17 protein-coding genes, 1 pseudogene and 1 riboswitch are annotated in these 17,378 nt (G+C 68.2%); of the genes and pseudogenes, 9 read left to right on the plus strand and 9 right to left on the minus strand.

Annotated features, from left to right (window positions below):
• The 3 genes from ACYVN4_RS28920 to ACYVN4_RS28930 all read left to right on the plus strand — a co-directional run bounded on the left by ACYVN4_RS28920 (nt 1) and on the right by ACYVN4_RS28930 (nt 3,157).
• On the plus strand, nt 1–912 hold the full coding sequence (locus ACYVN4_RS28920; protein WP_460725170.1) for a LysR family transcriptional regulator: 912 nt from the start codon (nt 1–3) through the stop codon (nt 910–912).
• A gap of 205 nt (nt 913–1,117) precedes the next feature.
• Nucleotides 1,118–1,393, plus strand: a complete 276-nt coding sequence (locus ACYVN4_RS28925) for a hypothetical protein (RefSeq protein ID WP_460725171.1) — start codon at nt 1,118–1,120, stop codon at nt 1,391–1,393.
• A gap of 120 nt (nt 1,394–1,513) precedes the next feature.
• Entirely contained in the window at nt 1,514–3,157 is a 1,644-nt protein-coding gene (locus ACYVN4_RS28930; RefSeq protein WP_460725172.1) for a hypothetical protein, read from the plus strand.
• 3 nt (nt 3,158–3,160) lie between these two features.
• Here the strand turns inward: ACYVN4_RS28930 and ACYVN4_RS28935 are convergent, their stop codons facing one another.
• The gene (locus tag ACYVN4_RS28935; protein ID WP_460725173.1) at nt 3,161–4,930 is read right to left on the minus strand and encodes an NRAMP family divalent metal transporter; all 1,770 of its coding nucleotides are present in this window, start codon (nt 4,928–4,930) and stop codon (nt 3,161–3,163) included.
• Between the two features lie 340 nt (nt 4,931–5,270).
• A riboswitch (M-box (ykoK) riboswitch) is annotated at nt 5,271–5,450 on the minus strand.
• Nucleotides 5,451–5,683: 233 nt separating this feature from the next.
• Here ACYVN4_RS28935 and ACYVN4_RS28940 point away from each other — a divergent pair.
• Nucleotides 5,684–6,436, plus strand: coding sequence for a hypothetical protein (locus tag ACYVN4_RS28940; protein ID WP_460725174.1), 753 nt, complete (start codon nt 5,684–5,686; stop codon nt 6,434–6,436).
• 50 nt (nt 6,437–6,486) lie between these two features.
• Here ACYVN4_RS28940 and ACYVN4_RS28945 read toward each other — a convergent pair whose 3' ends face one another.
• On the minus strand, nt 6,487–7,860 hold the full coding sequence (locus ACYVN4_RS28945) for an APC family permease (RefSeq protein WP_460725175.1): 1,374 nt from the start codon (nt 7,858–7,860) through the stop codon (nt 6,487–6,489).
• A gap of 108 nt (nt 7,861–7,968) precedes the next feature.
• Here ACYVN4_RS28945 and ACYVN4_RS28950 point away from each other — a divergent pair, with 108 nt between their 5' ends.
• Entirely contained in the window at nt 7,969–8,598 is a 630-nt protein-coding gene (locus tag ACYVN4_RS28950; RefSeq protein ID WP_460725176.1) for a TetR family transcriptional regulator, read from the plus strand.
• A complete protein-coding gene (locus ACYVN4_RS28955) occupies nt 8,595–9,764 on the plus strand; it encodes a DmpA family aminopeptidase (RefSeq protein WP_460725177.1) in 1,170 nt (389 codons plus the stop codon). Before ACYVN4_RS28950 ends, ACYVN4_RS28955 begins: the two co-directional genes overlap by 4 nt.
• Before the next feature lie 22 nt (nt 9,765–9,786).
• On the opposite strand, the gene ACYVN4_RS28960 is transcribed toward ACYVN4_RS28955, so the two are convergent.
• The 3 genes and pseudogenes from ACYVN4_RS28960 to ACYVN4_RS28970 form a co-directional block, all read right to left on the minus strand.
• Complete coding sequence (locus ACYVN4_RS28960; RefSeq protein ID WP_460726718.1) at nt 9,787–10,383, minus strand: molybdopterin cofactor-binding domain-containing protein; 597 nt, start codon at nt 10,381–10,383, stop codon at nt 9,787–9,789.
• Between the two features lie 12 nt (nt 10,384–10,395).
• Nucleotides 10,396–11,616: pseudogene (locus ACYVN4_RS28965) on the minus strand (molybdopterin-dependent oxidoreductase); the annotation flags it as partial.
• Nucleotides 11,613–12,401 carry an FAD binding domain-containing protein gene (locus ACYVN4_RS28970; RefSeq protein ID WP_460725178.1) on the minus strand — a complete coding sequence of 263 codons (789 nt, stop codon included), beginning with the start codon at nt 12,399–12,401 and terminating at the stop codon, nt 11,613–11,615. The pseudogene ACYVN4_RS28965 and the gene ACYVN4_RS28970, both read right to left, overlap by 4 nt.
• Nucleotides 12,402–12,513: 112 nt before the next feature.
• On the opposite strand from ACYVN4_RS28970, the gene ACYVN4_RS28975 reads away from it, so the two are divergent.
• Both ACYVN4_RS28975 and ACYVN4_RS28980 read left to right on the plus strand, forming a co-directional pair.
• Nucleotides 12,514–14,037, plus strand: a complete 1,524-nt coding sequence (locus ACYVN4_RS28975; RefSeq protein ID WP_460725179.1) for a helix-turn-helix domain-containing protein — start codon at nt 12,514–12,516, stop codon at nt 14,035–14,037.
• Nucleotides 14,025–14,273, plus strand: coding sequence for a hypothetical protein (locus ACYVN4_RS28980; protein ID WP_460725180.1), 249 nt, complete (start codon nt 14,025–14,027; stop codon nt 14,271–14,273). Before ACYVN4_RS28975 ends, ACYVN4_RS28980 begins: the two co-directional genes overlap by 13 nt.
• A gap of 27 nt (nt 14,274–14,300) precedes the next feature.
• On the opposite strand, the gene ACYVN4_RS28985 is transcribed toward ACYVN4_RS28980, so the two are convergent.
• Complete coding sequence (locus ACYVN4_RS28985) at nt 14,301–14,777, minus strand: hypothetical protein (RefSeq protein ID WP_460725181.1); 477 nt, start codon at nt 14,775–14,777, stop codon at nt 14,301–14,303.
• Between the two features lie 16 nt (nt 14,778–14,793).
• On the opposite strand from ACYVN4_RS28985, the gene ACYVN4_RS28990 reads away from it, so the two are divergent.
• The gene (locus ACYVN4_RS28990) at nt 14,794–15,045 is read left to right on the plus strand and encodes a hypothetical protein (RefSeq protein ID WP_460725182.1); all 252 of its coding nucleotides are present in this window, start codon (nt 14,794–14,796) and stop codon (nt 15,043–15,045) included.
• 14 nt (nt 15,046–15,059) lie between these two features.
• Here the strand turns inward: ACYVN4_RS28990 and ACYVN4_RS28995 are convergent, their stop codons facing one another.
• The 3 genes from ACYVN4_RS28995 to ACYVN4_RS29005 form a co-directional block, all read right to left on the minus strand.
• The gene (locus ACYVN4_RS28995) at nt 15,060–15,722 is read right to left on the minus strand and encodes an NAD(P)H-binding protein (RefSeq protein WP_460725183.1); all 663 of its coding nucleotides are present in this window, start codon (nt 15,720–15,722) and stop codon (nt 15,060–15,062) included.
• 74 nt (nt 15,723–15,796) lie between these two features.
• A complete protein-coding gene (locus ACYVN4_RS29000; protein ID WP_460725184.1) occupies nt 15,797–16,711 on the minus strand; it encodes a D-alanyl-D-alanine carboxypeptidase family protein in 915 nt (304 codons plus the stop codon).
• A 90-nt stretch (nt 16,712–16,801) separates the two neighbouring features.
• The gene (locus ACYVN4_RS29005; RefSeq protein WP_460725185.1) at nt 16,802–17,347 is read right to left on the minus strand and encodes a GNAT family N-acetyltransferase; all 546 of its coding nucleotides are present in this window, start codon (nt 17,345–17,347) and stop codon (nt 16,802–16,804) included.
• Nucleotides 17,348–17,378 lie beyond the last annotated feature (31 nt).

Genomic DNA, 17,378 nt, shown 5'->3' on the forward strand with positions numbered 1-17,378 from the left:
ATGCCGCTGTCGCCGAGAGTGCCTGATCTTGCCGCGCTCGACCTTTTGCTCTCGGTGATCGAGCTGGGGAGTTTGGGGCGGGCGGCGAAGGCGCACGGGATCAGTCAGCCGTCGGCGAGTTCGCGGATTCGGTATCTCGAGCAGTTGGTGGGGGTGCCGGTGCTGGAGCGGACCACGCTGGGGTCGCGGCCGACGGCGGCGGGTGCGCTCATCGCGGAGTGGGCGCGAGATGTGGTGGACGCGGCGGCGCGGCTGGACGCCGGGATCGACACGCTTCGCACGCAGCGGGATTCGCGGTTGCGGGTGGCGGCCAGCCAGACCGTGGCGGAGTACCTGTTCCCCAAGTGGCTGATGGGTTTGCGGGCGCGGATGCCCGACACCTCCATCGCCCTGGAATCGGGCAATTCGGCCGAGGTGGCCAAGGCCGTGCTGGAGGGCCGGGCCGGCATCGGGTTCGTGGAGAGCCCGCAGCTGCCCGGTGGTTTGGAAAGCCATGAGGTGGGCCGGGATCGGCTGCTCGTGGTGGTGGCCGCCGGTCACCCCTGGGCGCGGCGGTCGCAGGTCGACGCGGCCGAGTTGGCACGAACGCCCCTCATCTATCGCGAGCCCGGTTCGGGCACCCGCAATTCCTTCGAGCGGGCCATGCGCACCGACAGGCCGGGCTGGGAGCCGAATGTTGCGCTGGAGCTGTCCTCCACCACGGCCATCAAGACCGCGGTGGCCGAGGGCCTCGCACCGGCGGTGCTCTCCTCGCTGGCGGTGGCCACCGAATTGGCCGAGGGCCTGCTGGTTTCGCCCACCGTGACCGGCGGCCCGGATCTGGAGCGACGACTGCGCGCGATTTGGCCGACCGGACAGAAGCCGACCGGTCCGGCGCGTGATCTGTATGCCATTGCGCGCCGCCCGATTTGAGTCCTCTCTGCGAGTTTTGCCCGAAGTGTTGACAGAGTGACTCCCATCACCATAATCTTCCGGCGCAGGCGCAGCGGATTTTGCGAGGACCGAGCCTGCCTGCACATTCTTTTCGCCTTTACAATGCCTTCGCTGAATTCGCAGCGCGAAGACACAAGTGCGCCAACGCCTCCCGCGAGCGTTATCAAAGGGTTATGGTCACGGCATGGTGCGAACCGCCGCCGCTGCCGCAGAACCGGATGAACCAGTCATTCCGGCCACTGCTTCGCGGCCAAAGCTAGAGGTTGTTCCCGAATCGCCTGACCCCGAAGCGCCACAGCCCCACTCCTTCGGCGCACACGTCCTGAGCGCGGCCGACATCGAGCGACTCCCGTCCTCGGCCCGGCACCGCATCGCAGCCTTCATCCACCTGCAGGTGGCAACCCTGGAGGAGTGGCCCGAGCCGGTCCTGCCCCCCATTCCCGAACTCGACGAACTCTGAGCTTCCGATCTCGACGAACTGAGACCTCCTCGTCGTTTGTGTGACCGGCCAGCCGAACCGGCCGGATCCTGGGATTTTGCCGGATGGCCCCGGCGCTCCAGCCTGGCATGGTCAGCGAGCATGAACATCGTGCGGCCGACCACCGCCCACCCTCCCCGAGCCCGGACCGCGGCGCTACTGGCCGCCCTGCTGGCCCTCGGCGCGCACACCACCGGACTCGCCGTGGCGCAACCGGATTCGAGCACCTGGTATGTCCGCGCGGGTGCGCCCGCGAACGGAACCGGCAGCGCCGACGCGCCTTTCGACTCGCTCGCCCGGGTGGAATCGGTCTCGCGGGACGGCGACACCATCATCGTGCAGCCCTCCACCGCCACCCTCGACGGTGGAATCGCCCTCAAACCGGGGCAGAAACTCCGTGGTGACGGCCCGGCGGTTCGCGGCGCGGCCGACAGCCCCGCACTGCCGCGCATCTCGAACACCACCGCGGACCACGACGGCGACGCCGTGCGCCTCGCTTCCGACACGGAGGTGAGCAATCTCGTGATCACCGGAGCCCGGCGCGGCGGCATCTACGGCGCCGACGCCGTGAACGCCGTCATCACCGGCAACGACGTGACCGCCACCAATCAACAATGCGCCGACGGCTTCCTGATCGGGCCCTTCGGCCTGCCGCCCACCCTGCCCCTGGGCGCGGCGATTCCCGCACTGCCGGACTTCATCACCCTCAACAACGGCTGGGCCGCCATCATGTCCGACTTCCACAGCGCGGCAGGCACCGTCCGCATCGAGGGCAATACCGTGCACGACACCGCCTGCGGCGACGGCATCGACATCCGCGCACTCGGCAGCAGCCGCATCGACGCCGCCGTGACCGGAAATACGCTGCGCACCATCAATCTCGGCCTGGCCAAACTCTCGGTGCTCGCCCTCGGCGTCCAGGCGGGCGACGATGCCGTGCTGACCGGGCGGCTCGACGGCAACTCCGAAACCGAGATCGCCACCCCGGCCACGAGTCTGCTCAACGTGATGGCCGACAGCGAGGGCGTGTTCATCAACCCGCTGGGCCGGGCGCACCTGGATATCACGGTGGACGCCAACCAATTCCACAACGGCTACGGGAACTTCTCCGCCAACGGCCTCGAATACGTGACCACCAGCGGCGCCCCGGACAGCCGAGTCACGGTGACCGACAGCGTCTTCGACACGGTGGCCGGTGACGTCATCGAGAACTACAACCTCAGCACCGGCGGCGCGCACCAGTCGCTGACCCTGCGCAACGTGTACGCCCACCACAGCACCTTTCCCGGCGCGGTGCTGAACTCGCTGATCCCCGCCAACCTCGGAACCTGCGTGGTGACCACCAATTTCGGCCGCGCCGCCCACACCGACCTGACCATCGCCGACTCCGATCTCGGTGACTGCAGCGCCGACGGCATCGGCCTGATCGCCTACACGCCGGCCGGATCCGAGCCCAGCACCGCCGAACTCACCTTCGACATCCACGACACCGTGCTCGGCGCGAGCGCCGCCAACGGCATCAGCATTCGCAATGTCGGTGACACCGCGGTGCTGCACGGCTGGATCGCGCGCACCTCGATCGCGGCGGCCCGGGAAGCACTGTTGCGCACCAGCAGCAGCGGCGGGCAGATCGGCAGTGCGGCAATCACATTGAGTGATATCACGCTGGACGGCGTCGCGAGTGCATGCGACGGCGTCCAGCGTGACGGCCGGATCGACCTGTCGGGTATCCCGGCCGGGTGCTGATTTTCAGCCGATGGACTGGAAGATCTTGACGCCCACCAGGACTACCGCGAGCACCAGGTAACCGCGCAGCGCGAACATGCCCGCCGTGCGCGCCGTGGAGAACGCCGGCCGCTCGAGGGTGTCGAGCGCGGGGGTGCGCCAGGTGTCGCGGTCGGCCTCACGAATGGCCTTGCGCTCGGCCCGGGTGAGGGGAGTGGACTCCAACTCCTCCACCTGGTCCGGGTCCAGGTTGCCGAGTTCCCGTGCGGTGCGCTCGGTGTCGCGCCGCTTGCCGCGCTGCCAGGAGATCAGCATGCCCGCACCGCCGAGGATGCCGACCAGCGCGCCGACGCCGAAACCGATCTCGATGGTCGCCGTGGACAGGCCGGGGAAGAACACCGCCGCGGTCAGCGCCAGCGACAGCAGCACCAGCGACCACACGATGACGCCGGCAACGATGTTCTGGCGCACCGTGTTCACCCACGGTCCCAGCACGGCCTTGTCATTGCAGAGCAGCACCAGGAACACCGTGGCCGAGGGCAACAGCACACCGGCCAGTGCCTGCACGCCCTGGGTCAGCAGACCCAGCACGTGATCCGGGCTGAAGGACACCGCACCCGCGACGGCCAGCAGCGCGGCGTACCCGATGTAGAAGGCCGGTGCCTCGCTGACCTTCCAGTGCAGCGAGTGCCGCTTGCCGAGGGTGTCGCCGAGCGCGTAGGTGGTGGCCAGGCCGACGGCATTCGCGCCGATCAGTGAGGCGTCCAGCAGCAGCAGGGCGAACAGCGCGCCGACCGTGGTGCCCATGTGATCGTGCAGGGACTGGGCGACCGCACCGGCATCGGTGAAGTTGCCGATCGCGTCGGTGCCGGCGAGACCGAAGGCCGCCGCGGCCATGATGGCCACCGCGCCGACCATCACCACGACGATGCCGACCCACAGATCGATGCGCTCGTAGCGGATCCAGCGCGGGGTGATGCGCTTGTCGACGATGTTGGACTGCTGGAAGAACAGCTGCCACGGCGCGACGGTGGTGCCGACTATCGACACGATGAGCAGCAGCAGCGTCGAGTTCAACCCGCCCGGGAACGACGGAATGAAGCCGTGCCCGATCTGGGAGATCTGGGGGTGCACCAGGAATGCCAGCGGGAACATGACGATGTTCAGCGCGATCAGCCCGAACAGGAACCGCTCCCAGCGCCGGAACGAGCCGCCCGCCACCATGGCGAACAGGGTGATCGCCGCCAGCGGCACCGAGATCGCCTTGGGCAGGCCGAAGTAGTTGAGTGCCATGGAGACACCGATGAACTCGGTGACGATGGTCAGCGCGTTCACGATGAACAGGTCGCCCACGCTGAACGCGCCCCAGAACTTGCCGAACCGATCGAAGATCAAGCGTGCGTGCCCGACTCCGGCGACCGCGCCGAGGCGCACCACCATTTCCTGGTTCACGTACAGCACCGGGATGAGCAGCACCAGCGTCCAGACCAGCGCCATGCCGTAGTTCTGCCCGGCCTGCGCGTAGGTGGCGATGCCGCCGGCGTCGTTGTCGCCGACCATCACGATCAGGCCGGGGCCGATGATGGCCAGCAGCATGCGCAGCCGCTGGCCGCGGGTGCGGCCCTCGAGGGTGTCGTGCTGTCCGATGGAGCCCAGCGCGCCGACGATATCGCCGACGTGGGCGCTGTCCATGACAGCGCCGGCGGGGCGGGCATCGCTGGGGTGGGCGTTGGCGGCGGCGCCGGGTGCGGCGACGGTGGTGGAGCGGCGCGAGCCGTTCGCGAAGAAGGCCATGGCACTTCCCTCGCTTTCGATCATCAGGTGTATCGGCATGCGGAATACACCCGGCCGCCAAGCGATTTCGGGCACGATCGACCGGTTCGAGGCACACGTGGGGACGCGACCGGCGTCGGGACGACGCGGGACGGATCGGTGTGGGAACGGGTCAGCCGGTGACCGGAATGCGGCAAGCCGGGGACGTCAAGATTCTGAAATCCATACTCGGATACGGACTATCGCCGGAACTCATTGTTCGTCCCTCACCTCCTTGCCGCCGGGACGTACGCGGACGTCACTACCTGTGCTGTCGCATCACGCACGGCAAGAAGGGATTCGGGCACACCCGTGGTGTCGCCCCGCACCCCTCTCGTCAGAGCTTCGGCACTGCACGACGTATCCGGGGGCTCGCGGCCCGGGGAAGCCACTTCGGATCACCCCTTAATCCGGGGTGATCTGTCCTAACCCTGGGCGTCTCTCGACGTCGTCGGATCAGTGGCCTGTGTTCGTACAGGAGCCTCGCCTAGCGAGGTGCTGACTGAGCAATGGTGGGCCTGGTCCAGGGCGTTGTCAAATCCGGTCCGGTCGGTTCGCTGGAATCCGTTGTGCCGCAAGCAGTCCGGCGGCCCACTCCCCGAACGACCGGATTATTTGCTGCTAAACGGGGTGCGGATATGTGTATCGAGTCACTAAAGGGCAAATGTCCATTGCTGATGCCTGAGAGCAGACTTAAAGTTTGCTTGTCAATAACTGAACCTGCGATGAGTTCTGATGACGCGGGCCTATCAAATCGAGGTAAATCAAGTGCGCAAGAGCGGATTAGCCGCGGTGACCGCATTGGTGGCCGCCGTCACAGCAATTACGGCCGGAACGGTGAATGCCGAACCTACCAGCGGAGATGTCGGTGCCGTCCATTACACGGCATCGGCTTCCGATCGGTCGGCGACCATTTCCACCGATATCGGCTCGATGGACGTCGAGAACGGTGTCTTCAAGATCCACGGTGCCGATGGCACGGTGGTTGCTGGAACCGAACTCACCTTCCGCGTGGACGATTTCGTATTCCCCATCGCGACCGAAATCAGGGGCCTGACCGCCACTCTGACACCGCAATTCGATCTGCAGCACGCGGTTTATCAGCCGGTCGCGCTGCCCTTCGAGGACACCGCTCCGTGGAAGACCCCGTACGACCGTGAGCAGGCGGCCTGGAACCGCATGAAGGACACCATCGCCATCGGCGCGACCATCGGAACCCTGGTCGGCGGCATCGGCGGCGGCGCGGTCGGCTGTGCCCTGGGCGGCATCGCCGTGGGCGCCGGAGCGTCGCTGGCCACGGGCATTATCGGCGGCCTCTTCTTCTTCCTGCCGGGTGCCGTCGTCGGCTGCCTCGCGGGAGCCGCGGCCATAGGCGCGCTCGGCGCGATCGCGGGCATGATCCTCGTCACCGCCCCGGTGGCCATCGCCGCCGCGGTCCAGTACTTCACCACCATCAACCAGCCCTTCGTCCCGGCTCCGACGAAGTAGCAGACGCGGGCCGCGAGCCCCGGTCGTGTCGATGAGGGCGCGACCGGGGCTCACTCTTCGTGGATCGGGTCCGGCAGGCTCCAGCGCTCGCCGCGTCGAGGATGCAGGTAGAGCGCGTAATACAGATAGCCCGCGGCCATGGCGGCGGCCGCGAACGCGATCTGCTGCCAGTCGTCGCGGCCCAGGCTGTAGGCCGAGTACAGCATCACCGCGATGACGATCACCGGCGGCACCGGCCACCACGGCATCCGGTAGCCGCCCTGGATCCCCGTGCGCGCCAGCCGGATTCGCAGCGCCGCGAACGCCACGAACAGGTACACCAGCACCAGACCCGCGCCGGTGGCCACGATGAGCCAGTGCATCGGCAGCAGCGCGGCGGCCAGCACCGCGAACGCGCCGACCACCAGGGTCGCCACCACCGGGGTATGCAGGCGCGGATGCACCCCGCCCAGGGCGCGATCGATCGGATCCGGCCAGCTGCGATCGCGGGCCGAGGCGAACAGCAGGCGCGCGATCTGCAGGATGATGGCGATCACGGCGTTCACGATGGCGATCGCGATGCCAACGCTCACCGCGGTGTTCACCGCCGAACCGCCACGGGCGGTGAGGAAGTAGTTCATCGGCGCGTCGCTGTGCAGCAGCTCGGTGAGCGAGGGTGCGCCCAACACCACGGCGGCGAGCGGCAGGATCTCGATGGCGACCGTGGCTGTCAGGCAGATCATGATCACCCGGCCGATGGTCCGGGTGGCATTGCGGGTCTCCTCCGAGTAGTAGACCGCCGCGCCGTAACCGTTGTAGGCGAACAGCGCCACCGGGATCAAGGACGCCAGCGATCCGATGCCCGGGTTGGTCAGGCCGTCGGCCGCGGCGGTCTGCGCGTGCAGGAAGGTGGCCGGACCGCGTTCGGCGTGCGTCGCGCCGAGCACCACCAGCGCCGCGATGGCCGAAACCTCCACGCACAGAAAGACTCCGGTGACCCAGGCGTTCGCCTTGATATTGAGCAGCGCGACCACCGTGGTCACCGCGATGACACCCACGCCGACCCATTTGCCGCCGAGGCTGGGAATCGCGACGCTGAGGTAGTCGCCGGTGCCGAGCGCAATCACCGCGATGATCAGCACCCCGTTCACCAGCGTCAGCACGAAGATGGCGAAGCCGCTGGAGCGTCCCAACAGTCTTGCCGCCCAGGTGTATTCGCCACCCGCGATCGGGTAGGCGGTGGCCAGTTCGGCATAGCAGAAGCCCACGAATACCGAGGCCACCGCGGCCAGCGCGAGGGTCAGCACGGAGGCGCCCCCGGCGGCCAGCAGGATGGCCGGAATGATGATGAACACGCTGGACGCCGGCGTCACCGCGGACAGTGTGATGAGGATGTTCTCGCCCATGCCGAGGGCCCGGGAGAGCTGCTGAGGATAGGTCGCCATGGCTCGGCCTTTCTTTGACTTACCATCAAAGAATGCGGTAACTCAGCAGGACAAGTGGGGCGAAACAACGTAACAATGACTTAACTGTCGATCGGCGGAAGGGTTCGGATGGCGCGCAAGAAGGATCAGGAGCGGGCGCGGCGGGCGATCCTCGACGCCGCGCTGGCCGCGGTCGCCGCACCCGGCGCCGACGGCCCGCGCATTCGGGAGATCGCCGGCAGCGCCGGGGTGTCACCCGCCACCGTGCACTACTACTTCGAGGACCTGTCCAACCTGCTGCACGAGGTGCACCGCTTCGCCAGCGACCGATTCTTCGGCGACCGGCTGGCCATGGTGACCGAAATCCCCGATGCCAGAACGAAAATCGGCGCGATGGTGTGGGCCGGACTGCCGGAGTCCCCCGACGACACCCTGGTCACCGCGCTCTACCGGCTGGCCTCCTACCACGCGGTGTCCGCCCAGCACGGCGATCTCATCACCGCCCTGTTCAATCAGCAGGTGGCGGTCTACGCCAGCGCGCTGGAAGTGGGAATCGCGCAGGGGCACTTCACAATCGAAGAGCCGATCCTGACCGTCGCGCGCAACCTGGTGGCGCTCGAGGACGCCTACGGGCTGCACATCATCAGCCGCAACCGGTCCATGACCAAGCTCGCCGCCGCCGGGCTCATCTGCTCCTACGCCCGCACCGCCACCCGCTGCCCCGACATCACCGCACCCATCGAGGAGGCCCGCGCATGACCGATCCTCAGCTGAGCTCACCCGACGGCCGCCCGCGCGCCCGCAGCCTGGGCATCGCGCCCGACGGTCGGCCCGGGCCGTGGAACGCCATCACCGACGTGCCCGGCGTCGAAGTCGGCTATCGCACGGTGATTTTCGGTGACGGACCGCTGCGCGTCGGCTCCGGTCCCGCCCGCACCGGCGTCACCGCCATCCTGCCGCGCGGACGCGCCGGGGTCGGGCGGCCGTGCGCGGCGGGCTGGTATTCACTCAACGGCAACGGCGAGATGACCGGCACCGCCTGGATCGACGAGGTCGGCCAATTGTCCATGCCCATCACGATTTCCAACACCCACGCCATCGGCCCCTGCCACGCCGGGGTCGTCGAATGGATCAACCGCGCCCACCCGGCCCTGGCCCGCGAATGGCTGCTGCCGGTCTGCGCCGAAACCTGGGACGGCTACCTCAACGACATCAACGGCGGCCACATCGCCCCCGCCCTCGTCGCCGAAGCCCTCGACTCGGCCCGCACTTGGCCCCTGCTCGAGGGCTCGGTCGGCGGCGGCACCGGCATGAACTGCTACGGCTTCAAGGGCGGCAGCGGCACCGCCTCCCGTGAGGTCCCCTTCGGCCCGGACACCTACACGGTCGGCGTCTTCGTCCAAGCCAATTTCGGTGCCCGCGGCGAACTTACGATCGCGGGCCGCCGCATCGGCGCAGCCCTGACCGCCGACAACCCCCAGGAGACGACCCCCTGGCACCGCGTTCCCGGAGAGTCCGGGGTGCGGGCGCCGGGCGGGGCGGGATCGGTCATTGTCATCATCGCCACCGACGCACCGGTGGATGCGTTGCAGTGCAAGGCTATGGCGCGGCGGGTGCCGTTCGGGCTGGCGCGGACCGGCACCACCGGGAGCCTGTTCTCCGGGGATCTGTTCCTGGCGTTCTCCACCGCCTCGGATCGCCCGTCCGACACCGGTTTTCCGCACGGGGAGCCGTCGGCCGAGCACCTCGTCACCACGCCGCGACTGCCGTGGAATCGCATGGACGCCTTCTACACCGCCGTTGTCGAGGCGGTCGAGGAGTCGGTGCTCAACGCCCTTATCGTCAATTCCGATATGACCGGGCGCGATGGTCACCACTCCCCGGCCTTGCCACACGATCGGTTGCTGGAGTTGCTCTCTCGTTAGCGCATGACTCGACCGAGCCGAGTCACGGCACCTGAAAGTCGGTGAGCAGGGCCAGTTCCGCGCGGGTCGGTGTCGCTATGTCGCGCGTGCGAGCTGAGCGCCGAGTCTGCTTCTCGTGCAGGGCAAGCCAGATCCGGTCACGGGTCAGCGGCAGCTCGGTGAAGCGGATGCCGGTCGCGTCGCGCAGCGCGTTGGCCAGGGCGGGAGCCACCGGATCGAAGGGGCTCTCGCGCATCGCCTGCGCGCCGGGCGAATCGGCGGCGCGGGTGCAGGCGATCTCGGTGCGCGGCACGCGGGCAGCCGTCGGCAACGGCTCGGACAGGGCCGCGCCAAGTGCCTGTGCCACACCGGCTTCCACCCACTGCCGACGTCGCGACGGATCCATCCCGGTACCGGTATCGGTGGCATGGACGCTGCGCAGGATGCGCCATTCCCCGGTGCCCGGATTCACCGCGACCTGGAACAGCTGGGCAACGAGGCGGCCATCGGGCGTGACGGCGCCGGACCTGGACAGTGCCGAACCGCTGCCGACGAGCCAGCCGGGTGGGGCGTCCGGGAAGAGATCGTCCTCGGTGGGCCGGACCGCTTGGATGTGCTGATCCAGGCCGCGACCGATCATAGTGCGCTCGCGGAAGTCCAGCGGATCGATGGTCAACCGGCGAGCCAGCTCGTCCATGACCGATTCCATCCCGAACACCACCGGACCGAGTCCGTGGCCTCGAAACTCCGCCGAGGGAGCGGTATTCGTGGGGACGACGTATCCGTCGATCTTCTTGTTCGGGCAGCGATACACCGCGATCGACTCGCCGGTGGCGCGGAAAACCGCTGTGGGAATGTGCGTTTCGCAAGCGCCCAGGTCGGCGAACACTCGCACATGCAACGCCGTCAGTCGACCGTTTGCACTGGCTCCCGCCCTGATGTGCACGGTGATCGGGTTGCGGTCGGCTGCGCCGTGAAACTGTTCCGCGCGTGTGCATTCCAGCCGGACCGGCCGTCGCAATGCCAGCGCGGCCGCCGTCACGATGTCCTCGCCGAGCCCTTCGGGTGTCCCGTCGAAACCGTTCCCGACCCGGCACGCCACTACTCGCATCCGATCGAGGGGCAGACCGTGGAGTGCGCACAGGGCGCGCCGGGTCAGGAACGGCGTTTGGGTGTCCGAACGGACGATGAGCCGGCCATCGTCGTCGAACCAGGCGATGGCGCTGCGGGATTCGAGGTTCTCGGGACGCACTCGACGGGACCGAAAGGTCTGCTCGTAGACCACCGCCGCCTCGGCGAAACCAGCCTCGATATCACCGATCTCACTGTGTACGAGGGGTGCTCCGGAGCACGTGACCTCCTCGGGATCGATGATCGCGGGCAGGACCTCCCAGGCCACCCGGATCGCGCGGCACCCGGCCTCGGCCGCAGTCTCGGTGTCGGCCACCACCGCTGCCACCCGCTGCCCTGGGTGGCGGACCACCTCGTCGAGCGCCCGAGTGTCACGGTGGGTGAGGACCGCCTCGACGCCCGGCACCGAAAGTGCTTCGGAGACATCGATATCCAGGATCCGCGCATGCGCGTGCGGTGATCGCAGCAGCCTCATGTGCAGCAGGCCGGGAGGTTCGAGGTCGGAAGCGCCACGCGCAGACCCCTCCGGCGTGGTGACCGCGCGGCCCTCGGCCCGGAACGCCGGATACACGCAGCTGTGCACCGGAACGCCGTCCACCTGGACCGTGCACGCCCCGCAATCGCCGGTGTCGCAGCCTTTTACCCCGAAGCAGCCGCGATCGCGCAAGTAGCTGCGCAGACATTGCCCGGGCCGCGGTGCAGCGTCGAAAGACAGCCCGTTCACTCGGATTTCGAAGCTCATGCCAGTTCCATCCGGATCTCCTCGGCCAACCGGAAGGTCATATGCCTGCGCCAGCGCGGCAGGCCGTCGATGTCGTCGCACCACGCCTCGTCCGGGATGGTGTGGTCGATCGCCGCGGCCACCTCGGTCCGGGTCGGCCGCTGCGCGAAGGACAGCTGGAACGGGTGGGTCGTGGCCGCCGTGATCGTGATGCGCTGCGTCCCGTCGCTGTCGCTGGTTCCGATGACCAGTGCCGACGAACGGCCCAAGCCGTAAAGCGAGGCTTGCCGGAATGCGGTGCGCCGGGCCAGGGCGGCGGCGGGCAGCGTCACCGACCGCAGCAATTCACCCGGGCGCAGGACAGTGCGGCCCGCGCCGATCACGAAGTCGGCGACCGGCACCCGCCGCTCGATGCCGGTGCGCGACCGCAGCAAACACACCCCGTCCAGGGCCGCGGTCAGCGCGATCATCGGCCCGGCGGGCAGTGAGGTGCACAGGTTCCCGCCGACCGTCGCCTGGTTCCAGATCTTGAAGGCGGCCGGGAAGGCGCGGCAGCACTCCCGGAACAGTGGACGGTCGACACCGTCGCTCAGCTGCGTGATCGTGCAGGTCGCGGCGATCTCCAGGCCGCCGCCCGGCGGTCGGCGCAGCGGCGGCCACCCCATCCGGCTCAGATCGACCAGTCGGCGCAGCCGCGGTCGCGGTGCGGAGAACAGCTCGGTGCCGCCGCCGAGCCAGGCGTCACCGGCCCGCCACTCGCGGTGGTCGCGGGCGTCGCACACCTCGAGCACCGTGTTCAGATCCATGCTCCCGATTCAATCCGCGCCGGTCACGGCGGGCATCGGCGGTGGCGTACGGAAAATTGGGTAGCCTGCCGTGAGTTATCGGTTGATCCACCAAGGTTGCGAGGAGCACGTCATGCGAGTGGATGACCTGCTTCGGCTGGAAGCCCTGGGACTACAGCTGGTGTGGGGCGAGCCCGCGCTGCTGCGGCGCGAGGTCAGCGGCGTCACCGCCACCGACCTGCAGGATCCCGGCGCCTACCTGGGATCCGGCGAGATCGTGCTCACCGGGCTGGTGTGGTGGACCGCGCGCGGCGGGCGCGGCAAGGCCGACCGGTTCGTGGCCGCGCTGCGGGCGGCCGGGGCGGTCGCGCTGGTGGCCGGGATCGCCCGGCACAACGGGATTCCCGACGACCTGGTGTCGGCCTGCCGGGAACAGGGGATACCGCTGCTGGCCGTCCCGGCCGACACGACCTTCCGGACCATCACCGACGCGGTGTATCTGCGCCGCTGGAGCGACCTCAGTGAGTCGCAGCACCGATCGCTGCCCGAGGATGCCCGGCAGACCTTGAATCGGCTCATTCATGGGGGAGCGGCACCGGAACTGCTGCTCGATCGGATCGCCGCCGAGCTGGGCGGCATGCCGTGCGCGTTGGTCACCGTCACCGGGCGGGTGCTGGCCCGATCCTCGGCGGCGCTGGTCTCGGTACCCGCGACGGTGCGACGCGAACTGCGGACCGCGCCGGAATCCAATCATGCTGTCGGCGAATCGGATTCGAGCTATGACGGCTGGTACCTGCACTTGCCCGCGGGATCCGCCGCGCCGCCGCGCTTGCTGCGGGAGATCATCGACGTGCTGAGTCGATACCGGGACTGGGTCCTGGCGCAGCGCGACGAACGCGACCGGGCCGCCACCGCGCTCGTGCTGCGTGCGATCGCCGATTCCGGTGCAGTGGAACCGGATTCGCTCGGCCTGCCCCCGTCCGGGCACTACCGCGCCGTCGCCGCCGCGCTGTCATCACGTCAATCCCGGGCCACCGCCGACGCCCTGCGTGAACTGCTGGCCGCGTTCGTGCCCGGCGTCGTCCCCGTTCTGAGTGACGGCCGCCAGGCGCTCGCCGTCGTCCCGGATCGCCCGGACCTGCCCGCCCTCCTGCATGAGCACCACGCCACCGTCGCCGCCTGCGACCCGAAAGCCGCACTCACCGTGGGTATCTCGACGCCGACGACACTGGCCGAGCTGGGTGACGCTCGGATCCGGGCCACCTACGCCCGCCGGGCCGCCCAGACCCTCGACGCGCACGTCACCGCCGCCGACGACCTGACGACCCTGCCCGAACTACTGGCAGGCATCCCCGAACCGGTCCGCGACACCTACCGGACCCGGGTCCTGGGCAGCCTGCTCGACGATGACGCGCACGCCGCGCTGCGCGACACCCTCGTCGCCTTCCTCGACCACAACGGTTCCTGGACCCGTACCGCCGAGGCCATGCATCTGCACGTCAATACCGTCCACTACCGCATCGAACGCGTCGAACGACTGACCGGGCGCGACCTGTCCCGGCTCGACGACCGACTCGACCTGCGCACAGCGCTACTCACGGCGATGCCGCACCCCGATCCGGCTCGCCGATGCACTATCGACTCATGTCCGACGTGAACAAGCACAACCTCGTCTACTTCGAGGCCCCCAGCATGCGCGAGCTCTACGCCGCCCTCGACGAGTGGCAGCGCGCCAACTCCACCCGCTTCCTGTCGCTCTCGATCCACCCCGACGCGGGCAATTTCTGCTGCATCGCCCTCACCAACCCCGCCGAGGTCGTGATCACCAGCGCCGACGGCCACCACCACGCCGCCGTCAACCGTTTCGGACTATTGGCCGTCACCACCGATTAGGCGCTGTCACAACCCTTTCGACGGCCCTCATGAAGTTTTCGGCGGCATGGACACGACTCCGCGCCGTTCCTGCCAGGAACTCACCATTCCCGGCCGCCATTTCCCGGCGACCAAGGGATTGTGCCCATGCCGCCCGTGCCGCTGCTCCCGTCGGAACTCCCGGAAATACTCGAACCGAATCAACAGCAGCCCCGAGACAATCAGCAGCACGGTCGCGATACCACCCAGCAATGCCCACCCGTGATACCCCGACGCCAACGCCGTAATCGTCAACCCCAATGCCCCGATCCCGAGCAGACACAGCACCAGAGCTGCGCCTTCCCCGGGATCCTCGATCGCATCCCCCGGATGTGGATGCCAATGTTCCCCGTTGGCCTCGACAGCAGTCACCTTGACCATGATTCCTTCTCCCTGAACCTCCGGAAATTCGTCGCTATCCCCAGAATGCGCCCGCCCGAGCCCCGGCGCCCGAATAATTTGGAACTTCGCACCCACCAGTTTCATGCGATAAGGAGAACTAATGTTCCACACCGCGTCGCGTCTCGCCGTCTTCACCGTGACGGCCCTCGGACTGGCACTGACCGCGACGGCCGAAGCGCCCGCCGCACCGCCGCCCGGCACCAAATGCGAGGGCGGCACCGCAGTCATCAACACCAACGGCCAATGCGTCCCCAATGGCAGCACCTGCTACCTGACCGACGGTCTTCTCTTCGGCTGGACCAACGGCGACACCGGCCTGTGCACCCCGTACAACTTCTCCCAGAGCTACTGAGCCGCTCTCGGACGCTATCCGGCGCGGGTCGCGATCTCCCGCGGCCCGAGCACGCGGGTGTCCGCGCCGGACGCTGCGACGGCGATCATGGCCCGCCCGATCTCGCGATTGTCATTGACGGCGTTCGGTGCGATCCGCCGCAACAATGGGATCAACGGACCGGCAAGCGCATACCCGGCGCGATACAGCCGGGTCTTGGAGACCACACCATCCATCGGCTGCACGAATCCGGGCCGGAACATGTACGCGTGGAAGGGAAGCGCGAGCAGGTCGTTCTCCGTCTTCCCCTTCACCCGCGCCCACATCGACCGTCCCCGCTCGGTGCTGTCGGTACCCTGCCCGGAGACATAGATGAACGTCAGCTCGGGATTCGCCGCTGCCAGCGTCCGCCCGACCGCCAAGGCCAGGTCGTAGGTGATGCGCCGATAGTCCTCCTCCTTCATGCCCACGGAGGAAACCCCGAGGCAGAAGAAGCAAGCATCGAAGCCCGGCAGTTCGTCTGCCACCGACGAGAGATCGGTGGGATCGGCCTGCACCAACTCCCGCAGTTTGGAGTTCTCGACCCCCACCGAACTCCGCCCGACAGCCAGCACCTCCTCAACCCGCCCGTCCCGTAGGCATTCGTTGAGGACGCCCTGCCCGATCATCCCGGTCGCTCCGAAGAGGATCACCTTCATGCCGACCATCCTGCCTCGAGAAGTCCGTCGAACCCGGGGTGAAATCGCTTGTGGGCGAGGCGCTGTAGGTTGCGTCAGCCGATGGGGAGCCGGCTCAGGACCGGGTCGTAGGCCCAGTTGAGCATGCGTTCGGCGTCGTTCTTGGCGGCGATGCCGCTGCCGGGGGAGCTGTGCAGGACGACGCCGATCAGGGGAATGCCGGCCCGGACGGATTCGAACAGCAGGCAGGAGCCGGCGGCGTCGGTGGAGCCGGTCTTGATGCCGATGGTGCCGGGGTAGGAACGCAGCAGTTGGTTGGTGGTTTTCCAGACGTGGTCGCGGTTGGCCGGACCGGCGGGGAGGTGATAGGTCTGGGCGCTGGCAACTTCTCGGAAAACCGGGAGCATCATGGCCCGCAGGCCGAGGGCGATCAGATCCGACGGGGTGGAGTAGGTGGAGTAGTCGGTCGGGGTGGGCAACCCGCTGGGATCACTGAAAGCCGTTGCCGCCAATCCCATCTGCCGGGCCGTGTCGTTCATCCTCCCGATGAACCCGTCCTGCCCGGGGCCGTACGCCTCGGCCAGCGTGTAGGCGGCGTCGCAGCCGGACGGCAGCATCATCGCGTACAGCAGTTGATGGGTGGTGAGCACCTCCCCGGCGGACAGTCCCGCGGTACTGCCGTCGAGCCGGACGCAGTAGGCGATGCTCTCCGGCGGCACGGTGATGGCCCGATCGAGATCCCCCGCGGTGATCGCGAGCAGCGCCGTCATCACCTTCGCGATGCTCGCGATCGGCACCGCCGTATCGGCCTCCCGCGACCACAACATCGTCCCGGTCACCCCGTCGGCCAGCGCGGCACCCGGAGCCTGCACCCCGTCCGGCTCGGAATCCAAGAAGGGCAACGAGATTCGAGGCGCCGCCGCGGCGGGCGCCACCGCGACACCCTGCCCGACCACCACAACCAACGCCCCGACGACGACAGCCTGCAACAACCGGGCAAATGTTCGCATGGCCGCATTCTGCCTCCCGCCCCCGCCGACCAGCGGGATTTGGCCACCCAGCCACGCCCGTGGCTCGCGCGTCCGCCGAAGTAGACGGCCCTACAACCTGCCCGCGGCGACCTCGTAGACGATCTCGAGGCCGTCCTCGTCGTCCCATTGCTGGCCGGTCTCGACGAAGCCGTACTGCGCTGCCAACCGATTCGACGCGAGGTTGTCCGGGCTGATCGAAACGCGCACCGTGCGGACCCGCGGCTCGCGCGCGGCCCGCCGCAACAGGCTCTCCAGCGCCGCACGCGCATAGCCGCGCCGTCGATACTCCGGATCCACGGCGTACCCGATCTCCACCATGCCCGACTCGTCGGGCGGCCCGTGGAAACCGGCTCGCCCCACCGCAAGTCGTCTCCGCTCGTCCCAGATGGCGCCGGTGACCCAGGCCGCAGTTGCCGGATCCTGCTCTGCTTGGGCCTGGCGCCGCGACCACGTTCCCCGCCACTCCGGGCCCGCGAACGGTGCAGTCAGCAGCACCGGGCTCGCCGCATTGGCGGCCGCCAGATCGCCCGCCGCGAGGGCCCGGAACGTCTCGAGATTCAGGTGCACGATGCGCACGTCGGCGTGTGCGTCCCCGGCGATCCAACTGTCAGCCATCCCACCAACCTCCCATGACCTGACGAATCAC

Source organism: Nocardia heshunensis, assembly GCF_054782115.1.